Genomic DNA, 21,257 nt, shown 5'->3' on the forward strand with positions numbered 1-21,257 from the left:
CTAATCAATGCCAGGTCATTTATGATTTATTGGTCAGTCGCGCATCTCGAAACGCGACGACTAGGTGGAACCGCCTCTTCAAAACAATTCGATAGATCAGCGGCCAGAGACCTTAAATGAAACGAATTGCTTTTGTTCTTTTGCTAACAAGCACACTCGCGCTGCCCGCTTGCACCGGAGTGATAGGCAAGCGCGATGAATCCGGCGGCAAGCTTCGCGTCGGCATTGTCTTCGACATCGGCGGCAAAGACGACAAGTCTTTCAACGCCGCCGCGTGGGAAGGCGTCAAACGCGCCAAGGAAGAACTCGGTATCTTTCTTCGCGACGTCGAACCAGGCGACCCCACGTCGATCGAGCCTTCGATGCGAGCCTTCGCGGAACGCGGCTACGATCTGATCGTGGGCGTCGGCTTTGCTCAGGCGCCCATCATGGACGAGGTCGCCCGCGATTATCCCAACTTGAAGTTTGCCATCATCGACGGAGTGATCGACTTGCCCAACGTCGCCTCCCTGATCTTCAAAGAGCACGAGGGATCTTTTCTAGTCGGGATGATCGCAGCGCGGACGTCGAAGACCGGTAAGATCGGATTCGTCGGCGGGATGGATATTCCCCTGATCCACAAGTTCGAGACGGGCTACGAAGAAGGCGCGCGCTACGCGAACCCGAAGATCGAAGTGTTCGATAACTACGTGGGCGTGACCGATGCGGCGTGGAACAACCCAGGCAAGGGCAAGGAGCTTGCCAAGGCTCAGTTGGAGCGCGGAGCCGACGTCATCTTTCAAGCAGCGGGCAACTCGGGTCTCGGCGTCTTCGACGCGGCCGAGGAGACGCACACGCTTGCGATCGGGGTCGATTCCAATCAGAACTGGGTGAAGCCGGGCTTCATACTGACAAGCATGATCAAACGCGTTGACGTCTCAGTCTTCAACACGGTGAAGGACGTGGTCGAGGGCCGCTTCAAGGGCGGAATTCATGAATTCGGGATGGAGACTGATGGAGTTGGCTACGCGCTTGATGACTACAATCGGAACCTGATCCCGCAGTCGGTGCTTGACGAAGTGGACCGAGCGAAACAGGATATCATTGCAGGACGCATCAAAGTCACCGACGCGATGGCCGAGAAGTAGAAGTCAGAAGGCAGAAGTCGGAAGACGACCGAGGACCGGAGACGGCCGACCGTCAACCGTCAACCGTCGTCCGTCATCCGTCCTTGCTAGCCCTATCCAAGAAATCGTATCGCCGAGGGCAGCACTTCTAGGTGGGCAGGCGTGAAGCCGACCATCTCACCATCCAGATCAATGGCCATCGGCTCCTCGGTTTCTATTGAGACTTCGCGAGCATGCATCTCGGTCACCTTCGGGCTTTTCAGATACGCGCCCCGCTGGATTCGCGGCAACTCCCTTATCACATCCAAACGAGTAGCCCCGTCCGTTACGATCACGTCGAGCAGGCCGTCATCGAGTTCCGCGTGCGGCGCCAGCATCATCCCGCCGCCCGCGAACCTGCCGTTGGCGACAATGATCAGGTTGCTGTTGATCTTCATCTCGCGTCCATCGAGCCGAAGCGAAACCGCGATGTTCTTGTAGCGCCCCAGAGCGGCGATGGCTGCGGCTGCGAATCTCGCGCTCCCGCCGATCCAGCGAGGCAGAGTGTTGCGCCAACGGTTGACCATCTCCGAAACATCGCCACCCAGTCCGAACGACGCGACGTTGATGAACAAGCGAGAAACCTTCGCGCCATTCTGGTCGTGGAACTCCGCTCGCGCAACGTCGAGTAATCTGCTTTCCGGCTCGATCAGCGTTCGCATCCAGTCGCTGCGACTCGTCAATCCAAGCGTGCGGCGAAAGTCCGAACCGGTTCCACTTGGCAGCAGTCCTATCGATGCAGCCTCGTTGATAGCACAACCTCGATCGCTGAAGTAGCCATTGACAACCTCGTTCAGCGTGCCGTCACCGCCAACCGCTACAACACGCGAAGCGCCGGCGGAGAGCGCTTGACGCGTGACTTCAATTGCCTCGCCTGCGCGGGTAGTCACGTGCGCATCGAAGCCAATATCGAGGGCGTCAATTCGTTGCCGCGCATCTGCCCATGCGCGGAGAGTCGCGCCTCGAGCAGAAGCCGGATTGATGATGAACAGAATCTTTTCCACGTCTGAGGTCGGGCCAACAATGAGTCGGTTATACCAGCAGGGCGCAGCAGGCGTAGAAGTCAAAGTTCTGCGTCTTACGCTACGCTTGTTTTGCGAAGAAGAATGTCAACATGCCTGCTACCAAGAAAGAACTAGAGGATGCTGTTGCGTCGAGGTACGCAACAAGCGCAGTAGTGGAGTCATCCCTAATCAGAGCAAAGGCCAAGCAGCGCCACGCCAATAGGAGATTCCATATCGTGGCGATAATCAAGGCGATCCACAGCATGGAACTCGATACCTGGCTCGTCCCAGATGTTCTCGCCCCAAAGATCCCTCCGATAATCACTGCCAGAGGCACTGAGTATATGGCCAAGAGCTTAGTAAGCGGAGGAACCAACTCATCGGCGTAAAGATCGCCCTTTACGAAGGCAAGGATTATTGCCGCGCTTTGCAGAAGAAGAAATGCTACAAAGACGGTTAGCAATTTAAGTCTTGCCCGAGCAATCGTCACTTTCTTTCCCCAAGCCCCCTGAGCTCGTTTACCAGAGAGTCTATCTGCTTATGTGCTTCATCTTTCGTCGCGTCGCTCAAGTCATTCCGCCAGTTAGGGGATTTGCTTCTCTTCTAACGAACGAGATATTGAAGACGAAAGTACTTCTCACCACCGCCCGTTACATGCGGGTAAGAAAGAAGTATTGCGTACTGGCCAATCAGGGAATCGGAACGGATACTTAGAGGGATGTACGGGGTTGCGTAGTAAGTCGTATCCCCTTCGCGGTAAGGATGGAAATCCAGCGACTTGCGGGCAAAGAGGGCAAACGCAGCTTGTTCAAATGAAATGGCAAAAGGCCAAGGTTCATTTCGAGACGTTGATGCGAAGTCGCTCGGTTTGGGTATATCAAAGTCTGGAGGAGGTGCGTAATAATGGCCAACAGTAGCCATGAGAACAAAACTGAGAATGATGTTACCCCGATCCGGCTCCCGAAACTCAATTGTTAACTTATCGGAAACAGACAGGAACTCAAACCTACCTTGACGTGGCAAGAGAAACTCAAGCTTGTCGCGATCAGAGCTTGAACGAGGTTTTGACAGACTCACGTAGACCGTATTTTCCTTGCCACTAACGTTCCCCATTGGCATTAAGTCAAAGAAATATCTTAACCTAACAACATAAATCAATTCTTGCTTCGTAGTGTATCTTTTTACCATGCTCGCTTCGATTGCTACACCCTTCATGGGAATCTGAAAACGGGACGTCTCCCCTGCCCTCTGCGGTTGGCCTCCAGTAGCGGATTGTCTGGCCTTAGCACTTGTGTCGGCGGCCACTGGTTTGTGGGTGGCATACGAGGGTTCAGTTAGGAGTATTATTGCAGTCGCGAGGATCAATCTGCTCATAAGCCTCGAAGTCACTCTCAGACAAAACTAGGAAGGTCTTTCAACTCTACCCGTCCGCTTCGTGCGCGAAATAGGCCCAACGATTAATATGATCATTTACCAGGTTATTAGACATCGCTGCTATTGCTTTCGGCTAACTACGACCTAGGAGTGGGCCGAATGATACCGTTTCCAACAAATGAATTCAAGACCACTCGAATGCGACACACCAACACCAGTTGGATGGCAGCTAGGATCATTGAGAGAAGTTCGATGTCGATCGTTCGACCCAGGTCTCGAAACCTCAGCTCGCGGCAGACGGGACGGTTTCTTCTTTCACCCTTTCGATCTTAGTCTCAACTATCCGGTTTCGAGCCGTCGATTGGACCGTCAGCTTCAGACCGTTGTACTCGACGCTCTCGCCGCGCTTCAACAGCCTGCCCGCGCGCGCCATCATGAATCCGGCTATCGTGTGATAACTGTCGGACTCGGGCAGATTCAACGCTAGCCGTTTGTTCGCGTCTCTGATCGAAAGATTGCCGCGTACGTTGTAAGTGCCGTCGGGCTGTTCGACGATCTGGCGCGCCGCGGCTTCATCGTGCTCGTCGCGAATGTCGCCGACGATCTCTTCGAGCAAGTCTTCGAGCGTGACCAGTCCTTCCACTCCCCCGTGTTCGTCGACTACGAGGGCCATGTGCTCGCTCGAGCGGCGCAACATGCGAAGCGCGTCGTTGAGCTTCACGTTTGTCGGAATAAAGACGGGAGTCCTGACAAACTCTTCGAAGCTTACAGCACCGCCTCGTCGAACCGCGCGGCTCAGATCCTTGTGCAGCACGATGCCGATGATGTTGTCGAGCGAGTCGCGATAAATCGGCATGCGCGAGTAACGAGTTTGCTCGAACACGTCGAGCATCTCGGCGGGACTGAGTTCGGCATCCAGAGCTTCGATCTCGGTGCGCGGCACCATTACGCTTTCGACTGTCGCTTCGGTGAAATCAAAAACGTTGTAGATCAACTGCCGCTCGTCTTCGATCAGGTGGCCGCTCTTGTGGCTGAGCCCGACGAGGTGGCGCAACTCTTCCTCGCTGTATGCGGCGGCGTGTTCGGCGGTAGCTCGCAATCCCATCCAACGCAGGATCAGAACCCCGGATCGGTTGATCGACCAGATGGGGGCTTTGAAGACGCGGTAGAAGATCTCCATCGGGCGCGCTACCGCGAGCGCTATCTTCTCGGTTCGTTCGAGCGCAAACGCCTTAGGCACCAATTCGCCGAGCAAAAGGTGCAGGTAGGTTATCACGACAAACGCGAGCGCGACTGCGGTCGAATGCGCAGCGACTTTGGATGCGACGGCGGACAGAATCAAATCCGTCACCGGGTTAAGCAGCTGTGCGATGGTGTTCTGGCCGATCCATCCGAGCGCAAGACTTGCGAGGGTGATACCAACCTGGCACGCGGAAATGTAACCAGTCAGATCTTCCGTGATGCGCAGCAGGAGCCGCGCGCGCTTGTGTCCCTCCGCCATCAGGGTAGCCACCCGCGATCGCCTGAGGCTGACCAGTGCGAACTCGGCGCCGACAAAGAAAGCGTTGGCCAGCACCAGCATAAAAACAGCGGCCAGCTTGAGGAGGACAGTCAATAGTGGCGAGCCGTCCATAGACGGGGAGATTCTATCAAGCCCATGTAGTGATGACTAGCAACCGGGCGATCCGCCAATTTCTTAGAACATAGACCCCGCGCATAGAACCGATCGAATCGCGGGGCGCGGATGCCTTACTTCCTACCGACGCCGCACGGAAGCTCGTGCAGTTCAGCGACCAGTGCCAACGCGAACCGATACCCTACGTAGACGCTCGGCACGTGGACTCGTTTCACCTGGTCGCCGACACTATGGAGAATTGCCTCCCAGCCATTCGAGATACCGGCTATCGTAATCGCGGGTATCTTCTTCGAGATAAACGAACTGGAATCCGCGTCGGCGAAGTTAAGGTTGGCTCGCCCCAACGGAAGCTTCATTCGTTTTGCTAAATCGACTGCTCGTTTGATCAGCAATCCGCTTGACAGGTTTTCGATAACCTCGAGGCCCCCCATTCCCAGACTGTCAATGTTGACCATAGCGCAATAGCCGTCCGCTTCTTCCTTCTTGATCGCTTTCGCCATTGCCTTGGAACCAAGCAGTCCTTGCTCTTCTTTTCCGAAGGCCACAAAGACCAGGCTTTTTTGGATTGGATAATCTTTGAGGCTTCTGAATATGTGAGCCAACGCGACAATGCCGGTCCAGTTGTCGATCGCGCCGCATCCGTCCGCGACTTTGTCGTAGTGCGCACCCACGATTATAGTGCCGGTGGAGGTGCCCTTCTTACGTAAGACGAGATTCTCAACGCCATCCAGTTTTTCGACGTTTAGTTCGTCCTCGCGAGCGCCCATCTTCAAGAACAGAGCCTTAACGGCATTCAATCGTTCTAAGTCATTGCATGGAGCGAGAGCGAGGTCGCGAGCAATTTCCTCCTGAGTGGAAATAACACCTTGTTGAGCCTGAGCGGCGTAGTCCGGCTTTATCGAGGCGGGCGCCAGCAAGACGAAGGTGAAGAGCGGGACGACCAGACCCGTAGCAGATGGTCGTCGCTTTCTCGTATGGCTCAATCTGCACACATCATTTTGAAGTGATTCCATGGTTGACCGTTGGGGCAAGCGGCGGGAATCTCGATCGAGCTTCGCATAGCGCCCTTGCTCAGCCGCCATTCACCCAATTCCTCGCGCGCCCGATTGCGCGAGTCCATTCCGAAAGCAAACGATTGCGCTCCGATTCCGACATCCGTGGCTCGAACGTCTTCTCTCGCTGCCACAACTCGCTCAGTTCACTTGTGCTCGACCAGAAGTCAACCGCGAGCCCCGCAAGAAACGCCGCGCCTGCCGCGGTTGTTTCCGTGTTAGCGGGACGCACCACCGGGATTCCCAATATGTCTGATTGAAACTGCATCAGGAAGTCATTGCGCACCGCGCCGCCGTCTACTCGAAGCTCGGTCAGATCGATTCCCGAGTCGTCACGCATGCACCGCAACACGTCGCTTGTCTGATACGCGATTGATTCGAGAGCCGCGCGCGCGATGTGCTCTCGCGTCGAGCCGCGCGTCAGACCGACTATTGTCCCGCGGGCGTATTGGTCCCAGTGCGGCGCGCCCAGTCCGACGAACGCCGGAACAAAATAAACGCCGCCGTTGTCTTCAACGCTGGTGGCCATCGCTTCGGTGTCGGCTGCGGAGTCGATGATTTTGAGCCCGTCGCGCAGCCATTGGATTGCCGCGCCCGCGATAAACACGCTGCCCTCGAGCGCGTATTCGATCGGCTCGCTGTCGATCTGCCACGCGATCGTAGTCAGCAGGTTGCTCTTAGATCTTACAAGCTCCTTGCCGGTGTTGAGCAGCATGAAACAGCCCGTGCCGTAAGTGTTCTTTGACATGCCGGGTATCGTGCAGACCTGTCCGAACAACGCCGCTTGCTGGTCGCCGGCATTGCCCGCAATTGGTATCGCGCGGCCGAACAACGAGGGGTCCGTTTCGCCTATCATCGCGCTCGATGGAACGACGTGTGGGAGCACTTCGCGGGGCACATCGAGCGCGGCGAGCAGTTCATCATCCCATTCTCCGCGTTCGATGTTGAAGAGCAGAGTGCGGCTGGCATTCGACGGATCGGTCGCGTGAATGCGGCCGCCGGTGAGCTTCCATATCAACCACGAGTCCACCGTCCCAAAAGCGAGTCTGCCTCGGGCGGCCAGTTCTCGCGCGCCGGGAACGTGATCGAGCAGCCAGCGCACCTTTGTGCCTGAAAAATACGCGTCCAGCACGAGGCCAGTGCGTTGTTGAAAGAGCGGCGCCAGCCCCTCGCTTCGCATGTGATCGCAGTCTTCAGCGGTGCGCCGGCACTGCCACACGATGGCGTTGTGAATCGGTTCGCCGGTCTCGCGATCCCATATAATCGTCGTCTCGCGCTGATTGGTGATGCCGATGGCTGCGATCTGGTCAGGCTTAACATCCGATTCTCTCAAGACAACGTGGGCGGCGTTGAGCTGGGAAGACCAGATGTCTTCAGGCCGGTGTTCGACCCAACCGGGTTGCGGGTAAAGCTGCTCGAATTCTTGTTGCGCGACGGAGGTCGCGCGGCCCTGACGGTCGAATAGAATCGCGCGTGAGCTGGTTGTTCCTTGATCGAGCGCGAGGATGTACTGTTGACTCATTAACGTTCTCCAGGAAGGATGAGCTTCAAAAGGCGAGCAATGATAGCACTCGGGTTCTTTCTCAGCTAGAACAAATTTGGACTGCGCCGCCCTAAACCAGATTCCTACTCAGCTAGAACATCGGCGGCGCTTTTGCTTCGTGCAATTGTTTAGAAACCGCGAATCGGTCAAGAAAGGACCATCGCAGGGAGCGGCGGTGCTTTGGCTTCCGCGGGGTGATGAACCGGGGCGTAGCACCTGTTGGTAGGGTGTTCGCCAAAAGCGCCGCCACAGCCTGAGATAGTCGTTGAATCAGGAATAGGCGGCGCAGTCCAAATAAGCCGCTGCATGACACACTCGTTGCGCAGCAGCGTGAGCGTGTGGCTGCAATAACTGATCGAAGGCGGCGCACCACAAAGAGGTTCAAGTTCCTCGCAAGTCCACAGGTACGCCCCATTCGTTCTTGTGGACTCCAGTGGACAACCAGGTTTTCCCCTTACTGGTACTGCCAGCAAACGCGATGGTATAATTCACACCGTCGCGACGTTCAGTCACACAGAAGGAAACAAAACAGAATGGTAGCAACACGAACCCACAAGAGAGCGGTTTCAGTCACGCTCCTCGGATTGCTCTTTGTGCTCGCCCCGCAAGCATTAGCGCAAACTGAACAAGCTTCAGCGATCGATGTAACGCACTATAAGATCAATGCTGAGTTATTGCCCGACTCGCACACCCTCAAGGCACAAGCGATCGTAACGTTCAAAGCTCTCAAGCAGACTCAGTCAGCGGTGTTTGAGATGAACGGCTCGCTTAGCGTTTCCAGCATCAAAGCGCCCGACGGCAAAACGGCGCTGCAATTCATCCAGGACAAGGTCAACGAACTGAATGTCAGGGTGAACCTCGGCCAGTTGTATCCCGCCGGCGCCGACGTTACATTGACGTTCGACTACTCGGGTCCGCTGGCAACACCCGAAGGCGGTCCGATAGCTGACACTCGCCTGGCTTACATAGGACCCGAAGGCTCTTACCTGTTTTATGCGTCGCGTTGGTTTCCGTTTCACGGATACGCGGCCGACCGCGCGACTTCTGACATCAGTTTAACGGTACCGGGCAACTGGACCGTCGCCGGACACAGCGCCAACCCGGTTACTCCGGTCACGAATAAAGACGGGCGCAAGTCGTTCAGTTTTGTCGAGACTCAACCGGTGCTTCCGGGCTCGTTTGCGGCCGGGCAGTTCATCACCAAGACGATCAACTCCAGTGGCATGCAGTTGGACATAAGCGTTCTGCCGGGCAGCGAAGCGCGGCTTCAGGAGTTCGGTCAGGAGATCGCGCAGATAGTTCAGTTCTACAACAGCCGCTTTGGCCCGTTCCTGCTTGGCTCGCGATTTGTGATCGCTGAGATCGACGACGAAACGCTCGAATATTATAGCGGCGCGGGTATCGGGTTCATTCCCCACAGGACGCTCATATCCGATAAGCCGCTTCCGGTGGACGACCTGGCTCGCGAGATTGCCTATCAGTGGTGGGGGCAGGCGGTCGGGTTGAAGAGCTTTGACGACGCGTGGCTGTCGCAAGGGCTCGCCGAGTACTCCGCGGTGCTTTATCACGAATCACGACAGAGTCCGGCTGAATTCCATGAGACATTGTCAGCGATAATCGAACTTGCGCTTGCCTTCGAACAAGATGCTTCGATATCTCGCGCGCCGGCCCAACTCAACGATCAGTCGCCGGCCTATCGCTCGGTGGTGATTTACAAGGGCGCTTACGTTTATCACATGCTGAGGACCACGATCGGCGACGACAAGTTTTTCAACCTGCTCAAGACCTATTACTCGACCTACAAAGGACAGAACTCGGGCATAGAAGACTTCGAGACGCTGGCCGACAAGGTGTCGGGACAGAAGTTGCGAGGCTTCTTCGGAATGTGGATTGATTCGACCGGCGTGCCTGAGTTCAAGGTCGAGTACTCGATAATCCGGACGAAAGAAGGCAAATTCAAAGTGCGCGGCACATTACGCCAGAACATGGATTCTTTCCGCGGTCCGGTCGGCGTCGCGCTCGAAGCAGAGGGAGGCCGTGAGACAAAGGCCACGCTGGACATGCGCGGGACATCGGTTGACTTCGATCTCACAAGCGACGGCAAACCGCTGGACGTAGTCGTCGATCCCGAGAATCGTTATCTGCGAATAAGCGATGCGATACGTGTATCGGTCGTGGTGCGGCGCGGGATTCAGAACTTCCAGCGCGAGGAATACGCAGAGGCCGAGCAACAGTTTCGAGGGGCGCTCAAGCTTAATCCGCGCTCGTCGTGGGCGTGGTACAACATCGGTTTGCTCTATGTGGAGCAGCGCAATTGGCAGAAGGCGCGCGACGCCTTTACTGAAACGCTTAACGGGGACCTTGAGCCTGCGTGGCTTGAAGTCTGGTCTTACATCAAGCGCGGCAATTCGTGGGACGCTGAAGACAATCGCGACCGGGCCGTCGCCGAATACAACAAAGCCAAAGAGGCCGGGAACAATCACAACAACGCTCAGCAAGCGGCCGAGAAGTACCTGGGGCAGCCGTACAAGAAAGAACGATCGAGTCAGCCTGGCAACTGAGCGCCGGTTCGTAGTCCCGCCTTCAGGCGGAAGTTCGTGGCTGGTTCCACCCGAGCAAACTACGAACCTCCGCCTGAAGGCGGGACTACCAACCGTTAGAAAGGCGATCATTCGATGACAGCAGCTATCACAAAACGCCCGGAGAGTTCCGAGTATCCGCCCTACACCGAGGGCTACATTTCACGGGTACCCGACGGCGACATCGTGGCGACGCTCGGCAAGCAACTCGAAGATACGCTCGCTCTGATCAACAGCATTCCTGAAGCTCGCGGTGAGTGGCGATATGCGGAGGGCAAGTGGAGCGTCAAAGAGCTTATCGGGCACGTCATAGACAGCGAGCGAGTGTTTGCCTACCGCGCGCTGCGGTTTGGTCGCGGAGACGCGACGCCGCTGTCAGGCTTCGAGCAGGACGACTTCGTTCGCGGTGCAGACTTCAACAAGCGGAGTCTTAGCGATCTTGCAGACGAATACGAGCACGTTCGGCGCGCGACGATTTCTCTTTTGGCCAATCTGGATCAGAGCGCGTGGGATCGGCGAGGCGCGGCCAACAACAACGAAGTGTCGGTTCGTGCGCTTGCGTTCATCATTGCCGGCCACGAACGCCATCACGTCGACATACTTCGAACACGGTATCTGTGAAGGGTGTTCGGTTGACTGAGCCGATCGGCGGTTGCTAGTATCGGCAACAGATTAGATCCTCGAATTAGAGTGGGGCCATAGCTCAGCTGGGAGAGCGCATGACTGGCAGTCATGAGGTCAGGGGTTCGATCCCCCTTGGCTCCACCAACTACCTCACGCTATTTCGCTTCGGGGTAAGTTTGGGGGTCACTTTCGGAGCCGAAACCGCCCTTTGGAGCAACCAGTTGCTTAGATCATTAGATTCTCATCTCGCCCAATGTGAACTAATGTAGTCAACGGATTCTTTGGTTCCTAATTCCTGAGTCGCGTTTCCAGTACGAACGTAGAATCGAGTTTGCTGCCCCTCTTGAATGTATACGGGTCGCGAGCTTCGATTGACGCGAATGACGCATATCTCTTGTCCTTTGGCTGGCTGAAAGGAGACAGAAAGATAGGCGCAGCTGTCCTTGCCCATACACGAGGAAACGAGGTTTACCAAGAACTGTTGATAGCCGTCGCGATCTGGACGCTTCGAAAGTGTTCCGTAGTCCTTCTCGAGCCCCAGCACATTACCGTCATCGTCGATCCCGACAATCACGATTCCACCATTTCCGTTCAGGAAACCTGCGATCGTCTTAGCAATCACCGACTCCATGACCTTGTTTTGTTTTCCTTCACGGTAATCCCACCGAGCCGATGACTTGAATTCGACCTCATCGCTTTCGCCTTTGGAAATGAGATCGTCAATGTCCACGACGTCCAAAGACAGCTCATCTTTCTCTATGAAATCATTAATTGCTCTAGCGAGGGCCGCGCGGCGGTACTCCAGGAATTGGGGATATGCATCAATGCTCCACAGTGATTCATCCAGCGGCAGGCAATGCGCGGCTAAGGCTTCCTCTCCTTGTTCTTCTGTGCAAATATTCTTCTGGTGGCTTCGACGCGATACTTCGGTTTGTTCCCCCACTGACGAACGCCATATTTGCGATCTCGTTGATTTCACTTTTACTGTATTCCGCCTTTCTCAATAGGGACTTCGGAAATATGTGATGATGCTCTATAAAATCGAAACGACCTTGGTGTGTGAGAGACAGACCCAACCGGCTTCGCCAGTCTTTCGCGCCTCGAGCTTTTAGAGCTAGATAGGCAGTCGAGAATAGGGCGCTTCTCTGCCCACGGCCTTTAAAGTCGCTCGGCTCAATCTCGAATCGCCCAAGCTGCTGTCTCAAAACCTCGAGCAGATCATTTGTTGTTCCATCCCGGCTAATAATATTGAGATCAACATCAAGAGTCGTTTCTGATGAGCCACTGTAGTGTCCGCGAGCATTGGCGACATACAGCCAACGCCTCAGCTCCGCCTCATCACTCCGCGTCAGCTGATAGTGCTGGTGCATCGCGTAGAACGCTATCGTGATAATGAACACCGGTGAAGAAAGAAGACTCTCATCCTCAATGCCGGCATTAGCCCGTAGAAAACTAACCGCGAAACGAATTCCGTTTTTCGCCTCCTCCCAACCAGCTTTCAAGCGTTGAACAGGAATTGTTCCAACCGTTTTGAATCGACTCTGTCCTGTCGTAAACACTACCAGTGCGCGTACGAGTAATCCGAGGTCAAGCGTAAACCATTTTTCTTCACACTCCTCCTGGAACTGCTCAAAAAGCTTCAGTGAGTCTTGCCATCGAGAGGTGATTTGCGCTAGGGCTAGGTCAGATCCGCGAAGCTTGATTCCCAGCGAATTCACTCTCACGAAGATTTCGGCGACCTCTTCGTATGAAAGCTCTTTGTCGAGCACATGCATCACGTAAGGATAGTCCTTAATCTTTCGGACTGCTTGCAACCGTTTCGAATACCTGTCGAATAGCGGATCATCGAAGGAGTTCACTAATCCTTTCAAAATCCGAGCATCCGACTTGTCTTCAGCGAAGATATCCGAGATTTTCACCCAACGAGGATCTGACTGTATCGATCTGGCGGCCACCACAAAGGTGCGGAGTTTAAGTCTCTCGTGAATATTCGGGCCGGGCTCCTCTTCGTCACCTTCGGTTTCACTATCATCACCCGCCGTGTCATCTTCGACTTCCAGCACCTCCACGGGGGGACCGTCAGGGTGATCGAGATTGAACAATATGTCTATCGATCTCTTTCGTCCTCTGACCGAGACAGGTGTGCCCCTCAGTATAGCTGAGAGCGATGTCAGGCGCTGCTGCCCATCCAAAAGCAGTTTGTGACCTTTAAACGGGCTCGTCTCCTGTTCAATCGCAAGATCACGACTGGGCATTTCGCGATCAGTTTCCCAGACCAAGATGGTTCCGGATGGGTAACCTCGATAAAGCGAGTCCATCAAGTCGCGAACTCGCGTGGCGGGCCAAACGTATCGCTGCTGCATTTCGGGTAGGCGCAGTTCGCCGTCCCTTATCATCGCGACAAGGCTTCCAACTGTGGTATCGATCTTCGGCATGATGAGCTACTCCTTTTCAGGGTCTTATCATACGGGCTCGAGCCCCACAAACCGAACGGACAATATACCCGACTCTTACCCCAGCAAACAACGGACGGAAACGGAGGATTCAAATCATGCTCAGGGAAACAACAATTCGCGCTCGACAGGACCAACTGGTCCTGTTAGAGTCTAGTTTGAGTAAAGGTGACCTTAACTCTTACTCTGTGAGATCGGAGCTTGACAGCATGGCGAAGGCGGCATCGGCGAAGAAAAGAGTAGTCAAATCCGGCGGAGGGCCCTGGCCGACGATTGGCGTTAGCGTTGTAATCTTCGCTCTGCGTCCGCATGGCGACTCGCACGAACTTGCCGTCCTCCTGGTCCGCAGAGAGTCGTCTCCGTTTGCCGGGCTGTGGGCGCTTCCGGGAGGTTGGGTGCATACGGGCGAGGGGCTCGAGGAATCGGCGCGACGGCATCTGCTCACTAAGACAGGTCTCCAGGCAGCGTACCTGGAGCAGCTCTACACTTTTGGAAGACCGGACCGTGATCCTCGCGAACACCGAATCGCCGTAGCCTATTACGCGCTTGTCCCCGGCGATCCCGTGGAGCCGTCGACCGGTCAGCGTGAAGCGCGTTGGTTTTCGGTCGAGCGGTTGCCGAAAAAACTCGCCTTCGATAACCACGAGATTCTTCGATATGCCCTCTGGAGGCTGCGCAACAAGGTCAGCTACGCCGACGTCGCGTTCCAGCTCTTGCCACGAAACTTTACGCTCTCCGAACTGCGCGAGGTCTACGAAGTGATTCTCGACCGCAAGCTCGATCCGACCAACTTCCGCCGCAAGGTCGAGGCCAGCGGGACCATAGTTCCAACCAGCAGCCGGGTAGAAGGCGGGGCTCACCGGCCTCCTAGACTATACCGCGCACACCGGCGGAGTCTGCCAGAACCGGCGCCAATGAACTGAAAACAATGGTCAATGTCCAACGTTCAAGATATCCTCTGCATCATGTTAAGGTGGTTAGCACCTTAACTGGAAGGAGAAAGCCAAGATGACAAGCCTGAATACACCATCGGCGCCTGTGAAGCTGTGTAACCCGAAGCTGAAGCAAGAGCCATGGAATTTCGACGCGCCGCTCCCGCCGCACTACGGGCCCGGATCGAGCCAGGATGACGCAATCCCCCCAAGCGCGCCTGTCCAGCATGGCCTGCCGGCGTTCTACCGCTCGCTCAGCGAGGAACAACTGGCCGAGCGCATAAGGCAAGCGAAAGAGAAGCTGGGCGAGCGGCTGATAGTTCTCGGGCACCATTACCAGCGCGATGAGATCATTTGTCACGCCGACCTTCGCGGCGACTCGTTCAAGCTATCGCGGCAAGCCGCTGCGCGAACCACTGCGGACTATATCGTTTTCTGCGGCGTCCACTTTATGGCGGAGAGCGCCGACATACTGGCTCAACCCCATCAGCAGGTAATCCTTCCTAACATGGCAGCGGGCTGCTCGATGGCTGACATGGCGGACACTGATGACGTGATTGACGCGTGGGAAGCTCTCGTCGAGGTGTTGGGGCCTGGCAGCGGCAGCGTGTCGATCCTTCCGGTCACGTATATGAACTCGGCTGCCGCGCTTAAGGCGTTTTGTGGCGCCAACGGTGGGATTGTGTGCACTTCATCGAACGCCGAACGGGTCTTGCAGTGGGCTTTCGAGCGAGGTGAGCGCGTGCTGTTCTTTCCCGATCAACATCTCGGACGCAACACCGGATACAAGATGGGCGTCGCGCTCGATCGGATGCTCGTGTGGGACCCGCTTCAGCCGCTTGGCGGAAACACGCCACGACAGTTGCGGGACTCGCGAATCATTCTCTGGAAAGGGCACTGCTCGGTTCACAAGCGCTTCACCGTGGCGCAAATCGAGAAGGCGCGCCGCGACTACCCGGGCATCAATGTCATCGTTCATCCCGAGTGCGAGCTTCCGGTCGTTCAGGCGGCTGATCTCTCGGGTTCGACTGAGTTCATACTGGCTCGCATTGCGGCTGCCGAGCCCGGTTCGCAGTGGGCCGTCGGCACGGAGTTCAGCATGGTGCACCGACTCGCCTCGGAGAATCGCGACAAGCTGATCTTCTGTCTTGATCCCATTGTTTGCCCGTGCTCGACAATGTACAGGATTCATCCGGCCTATCTCGCCTGGGTACTCGACAACCTGCTTGAAGGCCGCGTAGTGAATCGCATTCAGGTGGATGCGGAAACGAAAGGATGGGCTAAGGTGGCACTCGAACGCATGTTGGCGCTGCCTTAGCGCCTCGAGTCTGTGACCTGTATGGGCGTCCCTCCGTGGGCGCCCCTCCTTGCTCTTCAGCGCTCCGGCGGAGAAGGGGCGCCCACGGAGGGACGCCCATACAGGTTCTACCAGGCTCGTTTGTCAGGAAGGATCATAACCATGCACGACTACATTATCATCGGAAGCGGAATAGCCGGATTGTTCACGGCGCTGCTGGCCTCGAAGCACGGCACTGTTCTTGTGCTGACCAAGGCCGCGCTTGAAGAGAGCAACACGCGCTACGCTCAGGGCGGGATTGCCGCCGCCATGTCGCCTGCTGACAGTCCGCGCCTTCACTACGAGGACACGATCGCAGCAGGGGGCGGGTTGTGTGATGAACGCGCTGTCGAAGTCCTCACGCGCGAGGCTCCCGGCCGAATCCGGGATCTGCTCGCTCTCAACGTCCCGTTCGACCGCCAGGGCAGCGAGCTGGCGCTTGGGCTCGAAGGCGCGCATCGCGCTCGGCGTGTCTTGCACGCGGGCGGAGACGCGACCGGATTCCATATCGAGCAGACGCTTTGCCGTGCGCTTCGGGATGCTGGCGTTGAAGTCATCGAAGGCTGCTTTGTAACCGACATCGTCACCCACGAAGGCCGCGCGGTAGGCGTGCGAGCCTTATCTGATGAGGGCTCCGACGTTGTGGAAACCCATTTGATGCTTGGCCGCCACATCGTTCTCGCGAGCGGCGGAGCGGGACAGTTGTTTTCCCACACGACGAACCCGCTGGTGGCGACGGGCGACGGGCTGACCCTTGCCTACCGCGCCGGTGCGGAGCTTGCCGACATCGAGTTCTATCAGTTTCATCCGACAGCGCTGGCCATCCCGGGTCTTCCGTCTTTCCTGATCTCAGAGGCAGCGCGCGGCGAGGGAGCGTTTTTGCGAAATGCCGGCGGTGACCGGTTCATGCTCAGAGTCGATCCGCGAGGTGAACTTGCTCCGCGAGATGTCGTTGCGCAGGCGATCTCAACCGAGATGCTGCGGAGCGGGGCGACCCACGTGTTTCTCGACCTGAGTCATCTGCCCCATGAGACAGTCAGGAGTCGTTTCCCGACGATCGATGCATACTGCCGCAAAGCCGGACTCGATATGACTGTAGACTTGCTGCCGGTAGCGCCGGCCGCGCACTACTTGATGGGCGGAGTGCAAACCAATCTCTGGGGTGAAACAAATGTGCCCGGCCTCTATGCGTGCGGCGAAGTTGCCTGTACCGGAGTTCACGGAGCGAACAGGCTGGCCAGCAATTCACTGTTGGAGGGGCTGGTTTTTGGAGCGCGAATTGTCGACCGCACGACGCGCGAGACCAAGCGCGAACCGGCACACGCGGATGCGAATGCATTTCGAATCAGCGAGACTGCAACGGTCTCAGCAGATCTAGGGCCAGTTGAGAAACCATCTTTGGCAGCGTTGCAGAAGCTGATGTGGAATCAGGTCGGTCTTGTGCGCGACGAAGCCGGGCTTAGCGCCGCGCGAACCGAACTGGCGGTCTGGCAGCACGCATTGCCTGAACCTCGCTCGCCCGTAGATCACGAATTGAAGAACATGATCTTGATTGGCAACTTGATGGCGACGGCGGCACTCGAGCGACGAGAGAGCCGCGGAGGTCACTGTCGCAGAGACTTCCCGGGCGCGGACTCACAATGGCGACGCCACATTGTTTTGTCGAAAGCTGCGGCCGCGCGTTGCGCCAAGGAGTTCATATGAGCAAAGGCGAACTTCGGCTCTCTGACTACATGACCGAAAGCGGCTTGCGCCGGCTCGTAGAACGGGCTCTGGAAGAAGACCTGGGCCGAGGCGATATTACCAGCGATCTCCTCGTTCCCTCAGATGTCACCACGAAAGCTGTGTTGCGAAGCCGCGGCCAGGGTGTGATTGCCGGGCTTGATGTTGCAGCGATGGTGTTCGCTTCGGTGGATGCGCAAGTGCATTTTGCTGCTCTGATCACAGACGGCGACGCTGTTGTTCCGGGTCAGGAACTCGCGGTTATTTCGGGCGCCGCTCGCAGCCTTCTGCGCGCCGAACGGGTCGCGCTAAACTTCCTTCAGCGGTTGAGCGGTATCGCGACGCTGACATCTCGTTACGAGGAGGCTGTGCGAGGCACGCGGGCTCGCATCGTCGACACGCGTAAGACGACTCCCGGACTGCGGTCGCTGGAAAAGTATGCAGTCCGTGCCGGTGGCGGCTTCAATCACCGGCGCGACCTGAGCGACGCGATGATGATAAAGGACAACCATCTCGCCGTGATCGAAGCCCTTGGGCTTTCCCTCAGCGAAGCGATCAAACAGGCGCGCGAGTCGCTTCCGCACACGCTGAAGATCGAGATTGAAGTAGACCGGCTCGATCAGATTTCCGAGGCTCTCGCTGCCGGCGCGGACATCGTACTGCTCGACAACATGTCGATTGAGGACTTAAGGAGAGCCGTGGCGATGATCGATGGCCGAGCTATGACTGAAGCATCAGGCGGAGTGAACCTACGCACGATCTCTGAGATCGCGGCGACCGGTGTTGATGTGATTTCGGTTGGCGCGCTTACGCATTCGGCGCCAGCGTTGGACATCGGATTGGATTTCGAGGTCTAGACGGTCCAGGCCCTTACTTCTCCTCGCCGCCACGCGTGATGAGTATCTCGGTTCCTTCGTCGCCGCCCATTATCACGACATCAATGTCTCCAGCCTTCAAGATGGTCTGGCCGACTATCGAGATCTTTTTAGCACCTTTTAGTCTCGCGATGTACCAGCCGGTGACCCTTGTTGCTGCGTCATCGGAGTGCAAATTAAGCACGCTCTTACCACCGTCCGCTTGGATCGACATTGTTTGGCGCGCTCCGGGGTAGATAAGCGATTGATCGATTGTCGATGGGCCATTGATGGCAGGGGGCGCGGGGGGAGGAGCCGGCTCCGAGAAGCCTGGCGGCGGCGGGGTCGCGGGGATGTCATCTGAACCCAGTCCGAAACTCAAGAAAGCCAACAAGCCCGCGAGCGCAAATATTATCAACGCCAACGTGCTCACAAGGATAATCAGATTGCGCTTCTGTGTCTTTTGTCTCAGGTCGTTAGTTTGCGGAGCCGGCGGCAACTCAAAGGGAGCCATGTAAGCCGGGGTCGTGAATGAGGGTCCAACGGGACTGGTCGGACTCTGAACGCCGGGCTGTTCGTCGAATCTTTTGGTGGCCGCTTCCGATAGAGGAGTGGGCTTTCCGCAAGCGCGGCAGAACTTGGCGGTTTCCTCAAGCAGGCTTGTGCCGCAGTTGTCACAGTACACTGTTCCCATGACCGCAATAATCGGCTCCTCAAGCGAGTTCGTCAACAGAATGACCTGCGTTCTCAAGCGCCGCTTGCGTTCCGTACCCTTGATGATAGAATCGCGTTCGAATAAGTGAGAGGCGGGAACTGCCAAGCGCCAGGCTCGTGCTGGATTTGGCGAATCTCTTCGGCCCGCGCGGCTAATCACACGTCTAGTTAGACAGAACCTACGCGGCGAAACGCTCTGACGGAGGTGACTCATGAAGCGAACGATGTTTTATGCGAGCTCGATGGTGATCGGCCTGCTCGTTGTCACAGGGCTTGCTCAGCAGCCGCGGCGCATGCAGCTCGACGATCTTGGGCGAGTCGTACGCGTCTCCGATCCGCAAATCGCGCCCAACGGCAAGACGATCGTTATCGTCGTTTCGCGCGCCAACTACGACGAGAACCGTCATGATGGGGACCTCGTGCTCGTGGACATCGCCAGCGGCAATCAGCGCACTCTGACTAACGAGCGCCGGAGCGTCAGCCAACCAAGGTTTTCGCCGAACGGCAACCGGCTGGCGTTTCTATCGAACGTCGCGCTTGCAAGCGGCCAACAGCCGCGCCCACAGGTCTTCGTTATGCCAATGAACGGCGGCGACACGCGGCGCATCACCGCCGCGCCAAAAGGCGTGCAGCAGTTCGCGTGGTCACCCGACGGGCGCACGATCGCGTACGCGACCGAGGACGAGGCCGAGAAGAAGACCGGCCCTGAGCGCTTCAACGACTCGTTCGAAGTCGGCAACGACGATTTCCTGATCCAGTCTCAAGCTCTGCCGACGCACGCATGGCTGGCGCCCGCCGAGGGTGGTGAGGCGCGCCGGCTCACGTCGGGGTCGTGGAGCCTTCCAATCAATCATCCACCGGGAGCGCCCGCTTCTCCGCTTGCGTGGTCGCCTGATGGCAGCTCGCTTGTGCTGGTCCGGCTCGCGACTCCGCACTCGGGCGATGCTCGTGAGGCGACAATTCAAGTGCTCGAAGTCGCGACTGGACGAATGCGCGGGGTGACCGGACGCGACAGCCTCGAAGGTCAGCCCACCTATTCGCCCGATGGCTCGCAGATCGCTTACTGGCAGCCTCGCGATGGTGATTCCGGCAACGTGAACGAGATTCACGTTGCGCCTTCAACTGGCGGCGCGGGCAAGAGCATCACCCGCGCCATTGACCGTCATATCGCCAGATCGATCTGGATGCCCGATGGCAAGTCCTTGCTGGTCGGCGCGAACGACGGAACTCGAGTGTCGCTGTGGCTGCAACCTCTCGTCGGCCCGGCGCGCAAGCTCGATCTGGGCAAGCTCAGCCCGTCCTCCTCATTCTGGGTCGATGTTGCGGTTGCCAAGGACGGCGCGATTGCGTTCACCGCGACCGATCCGTCGCGACCGGCGGAACTCTACTATTCGTCATCCGCGACCGCGGCGCCGAAGCGACTGACGAACCTCAACGCCGAGGTTGCCGGGCTGGCACTCGGACGGACTGAAGTAGTCTCGTGGCAGTCGGACGGCTTCACGCACAACGGGATCGTGACCTATCCGCCGGATTTCTCTAACACCCAAAAGTACCCTTTGGTGCTCGTGATCCACGGAGGTCCGACCGCCGCGTCGCTCGAGACATTCGCGACAAACGCGCACTTGTTTGCGGCGAAGGGTTGGGTGGTCTTCCAGCCGAACTATCGGGGCAGCGATCAAATCGGCAATGTGTATCAGCACGCCATCGTCAACGACTCAGGCGCCGGACCGGGACGCGACGTGATGGCCGGTATCGAAGCTCTGAAGCAACGTGGCTTCGTCGACGCGACTCGAATCGCCGTGTCTGGTTGGTCCTACGGCGGCTATATGACAACGTGGCTGCTCGGGCATTACTCGGGTTGGCGAGTAGCAGTAGCGGGCGCGGCAGTCACCGACTGGCTGGACCAGTACAATCTCGGGGACGCGAACGTGCGGCGAGGCGCTGCGTTCGGCGGCTCACCCTGGACTGATTCGAAGCGGATGCAGTCCTACATGGAGCAGTCGCCCATCACCAACGCTTCCAGGATCCGGACTCCCACGCTGGTGATGACAAACACGCAAGACTTCCGAGTAACGCCCACACAGTCGTTCAAGCTGTATCACGCGCTCAGGGACAACGGCGTCCCGACGAAGTTCATCGCCTATCCGATTTACGGGCATAACGCGGGAGACCCGGTCCGGCAAAGGGACGTGCAGCGCCGGTGGATCGAGTGGATTGAACAGTATTTCCGCGAGCCGGCTTCCAACGGACAGTAACCAAAGCGCAACGCGGCCGGCCTTCGGTCACCTG

The 21,257-nt window shown here is 57.2% G+C and carries 17 protein-coding genes and 1 tRNA gene; 10 read left to right on the forward strand and 8 right to left on the reverse strand.

Features of this window, described 5'->3' with window-relative positions; translation table 11 throughout:
• Positions 1-116: 116 nt before the first annotated feature.
• Positions 117-1,127, forward strand: a complete 1,011-nt coding sequence (locus tag AABO57_09865; protein ID MEK6286034.1) for a BMP family ABC transporter substrate-binding protein — start codon at positions 117-119, stop codon at positions 1,125-1,127.
• Positions 1,128-1,219: 92 nt separating this feature from the next.
• Here the strand turns inward: AABO57_09865 and AABO57_09870 are convergent, their stop codons facing one another.
• Positions 1,220-2,149, reverse strand: coding sequence for a diacylglycerol kinase family protein (locus tag AABO57_09870; protein ID MEK6286035.1), 930 nt, complete (start codon positions 2,147-2,149; stop codon positions 1,220-1,222).
• Between the two features lie 110 nt (positions 2,150-2,259).
• Here AABO57_09870 and AABO57_09875 point away from each other — a divergent pair, with 110 nt between their 5' ends.
• Entirely contained in the window at positions 2,260-2,538 is a 279-nt protein-coding gene (locus AABO57_09875; GenBank protein ID MEK6286036.1) for a hypothetical protein, read from the forward strand.
• 214 nt (positions 2,539-2,752) lie between these two features.
• Here the strand turns inward: AABO57_09875 and AABO57_09880 are convergent, their stop codons facing one another.
• From AABO57_09880 to glpK, 4 genes are all read right to left on the reverse strand, one after another.
• The gene (locus AABO57_09880) at positions 2,753-3,523 is read right to left on the reverse strand and encodes a hypothetical protein (GenBank protein ID MEK6286037.1); all 771 of its coding nucleotides are present in this window, start codon (positions 3,521-3,523) and stop codon (positions 2,753-2,755) included.
• Positions 3,524-3,806: 283 nt separating this feature from the next.
• On the reverse strand, positions 3,807-5,138 hold the full coding sequence (locus AABO57_09885) for a hemolysin family protein (GenBank protein MEK6286038.1): 1,332 nt from the start codon (positions 5,136-5,138) through the stop codon (positions 3,807-3,809).
• A 134-nt stretch (positions 5,139-5,272) separates the two neighbouring features.
• Entirely contained in the window at positions 5,273-6,142 is an 870-nt protein-coding gene (locus tag AABO57_09890; protein MEK6286039.1) for a M20/M25/M40 family metallo-hydrolase, read from the reverse strand.
• A gap of 88 nt (positions 6,143-6,230) precedes the next feature.
• On the reverse strand, positions 6,231-7,733 hold the full coding sequence (gene glpK / locus AABO57_09895) for a glycerol kinase GlpK (protein MEK6286040.1): 1,503 nt from the start codon (positions 7,731-7,733) through the stop codon (positions 6,231-6,233).
• Positions 7,734-8,287: 554 nt separating this feature from the next.
• Between glpK and AABO57_09900 the strand changes: the two genes are divergently transcribed.
• The 3 genes from AABO57_09900 (at position 8,288) to AABO57_09910 (ending at position 11,101) form a co-directional block, all read left to right on the forward strand.
• On the forward strand, positions 8,288-10,315 hold the full coding sequence (locus AABO57_09900; GenBank protein ID MEK6286041.1) for a M1 family aminopeptidase: 2,028 nt from the start codon (positions 8,288-8,290) through the stop codon (positions 10,313-10,315).
• Positions 10,316-10,429: 114 nt separating this feature from the next.
• Positions 10,430-10,954, forward strand: coding sequence for a DinB family protein (locus tag AABO57_09905; GenBank protein MEK6286042.1), 525 nt, complete (start codon positions 10,430-10,432; stop codon positions 10,952-10,954).
• Positions 10,955-11,025: 71 nt separating this feature from the next.
• A tRNA-Ala gene (locus AABO57_09910) sits at positions 11,026-11,101 on the forward strand.
• Between the two features lie 97 nt (positions 11,102-11,198).
• Here AABO57_09910 and AABO57_09915 read toward each other — a convergent pair.
• Complete coding sequence (locus AABO57_09915; protein ID MEK6286043.1) at positions 11,199-11,900, reverse strand: ATP-binding protein; 702 nt, start codon at positions 11,898-11,900, stop codon at positions 11,199-11,201.
• Positions 11,797-13,392: a DUF262 domain-containing protein gene (locus AABO57_09920; protein ID MEK6286044.1), complete on the reverse strand. Its 1,596-nt coding sequence runs from the start codon at positions 13,390-13,392 to the stop codon at positions 11,797-11,799. Before AABO57_09920 ends, AABO57_09915 begins: the two co-directional genes overlap by 104 nt.
• Positions 13,393-13,619: 227 nt before the next feature.
• Here AABO57_09920 and AABO57_09925 point away from each other — a divergent pair, with 227 nt between their 5' ends.
• The 4 genes from AABO57_09925 (at position 13,620) to nadC (ending at position 18,257) form a co-directional block, all read left to right on the forward strand.
• A complete protein-coding gene (locus tag AABO57_09925) occupies positions 13,620-14,333 on the forward strand; it encodes an NUDIX domain-containing protein (protein ID MEK6286045.1) in 714 nt (237 codons plus the stop codon).
• 85 nt (positions 14,334-14,418) lie between these two features.
• Entirely contained in the window at positions 14,419-15,660 is a 1,242-nt protein-coding gene (gene nadA / locus AABO57_09930; GenBank protein MEK6286046.1) for a quinolinate synthase NadA, read from the forward strand.
• A gap of 141 nt (positions 15,661-15,801) precedes the next feature.
• The gene (nadB, locus tag AABO57_09935) at positions 15,802-17,382 is read left to right on the forward strand and encodes an L-aspartate oxidase (protein MEK6286047.1); all 1,581 of its coding nucleotides are present in this window, start codon (positions 15,802-15,804) and stop codon (positions 17,380-17,382) included.
• The gene (gene nadC, locus AABO57_09940) at positions 17,379-18,257 is read left to right on the forward strand and encodes a carboxylating nicotinate-nucleotide diphosphorylase (GenBank protein MEK6286048.1); all 879 of its coding nucleotides are present in this window, start codon (positions 17,379-17,381) and stop codon (positions 18,255-18,257) included. The genes nadB and nadC overlap by 4 nt, the downstream gene beginning before the upstream one ends.
• Positions 18,258-18,270: 13 nt before the next feature.
• On the opposite strand, the gene AABO57_09945 is transcribed toward nadC, so the two are convergent.
• Positions 18,271-18,948, reverse strand: coding sequence for a zinc ribbon domain-containing protein (locus AABO57_09945; GenBank protein ID MEK6286049.1), 678 nt, complete (start codon positions 18,946-18,948; stop codon positions 18,271-18,273).
• 232 nt (positions 18,949-19,180) lie between these two features.
• On the opposite strand from AABO57_09945, the gene AABO57_09950 reads away from it, so the two are divergent.
• Entirely contained in the window at positions 19,181-21,223 is a 2,043-nt protein-coding gene (locus tag AABO57_09950) for a S9 family peptidase (GenBank protein ID MEK6286050.1), read from the forward strand.
• Positions 21,224-21,257 lie beyond the last annotated feature (34 nt).

It is taken from the genome of Acidobacteriota bacterium (assembly GCA_038040445.1).
GTDB lineage: Bacteria > Acidobacteriota > Blastocatellia > UBA7656 > UBA7656 > Onstottus_A > Onstottus_A frigus.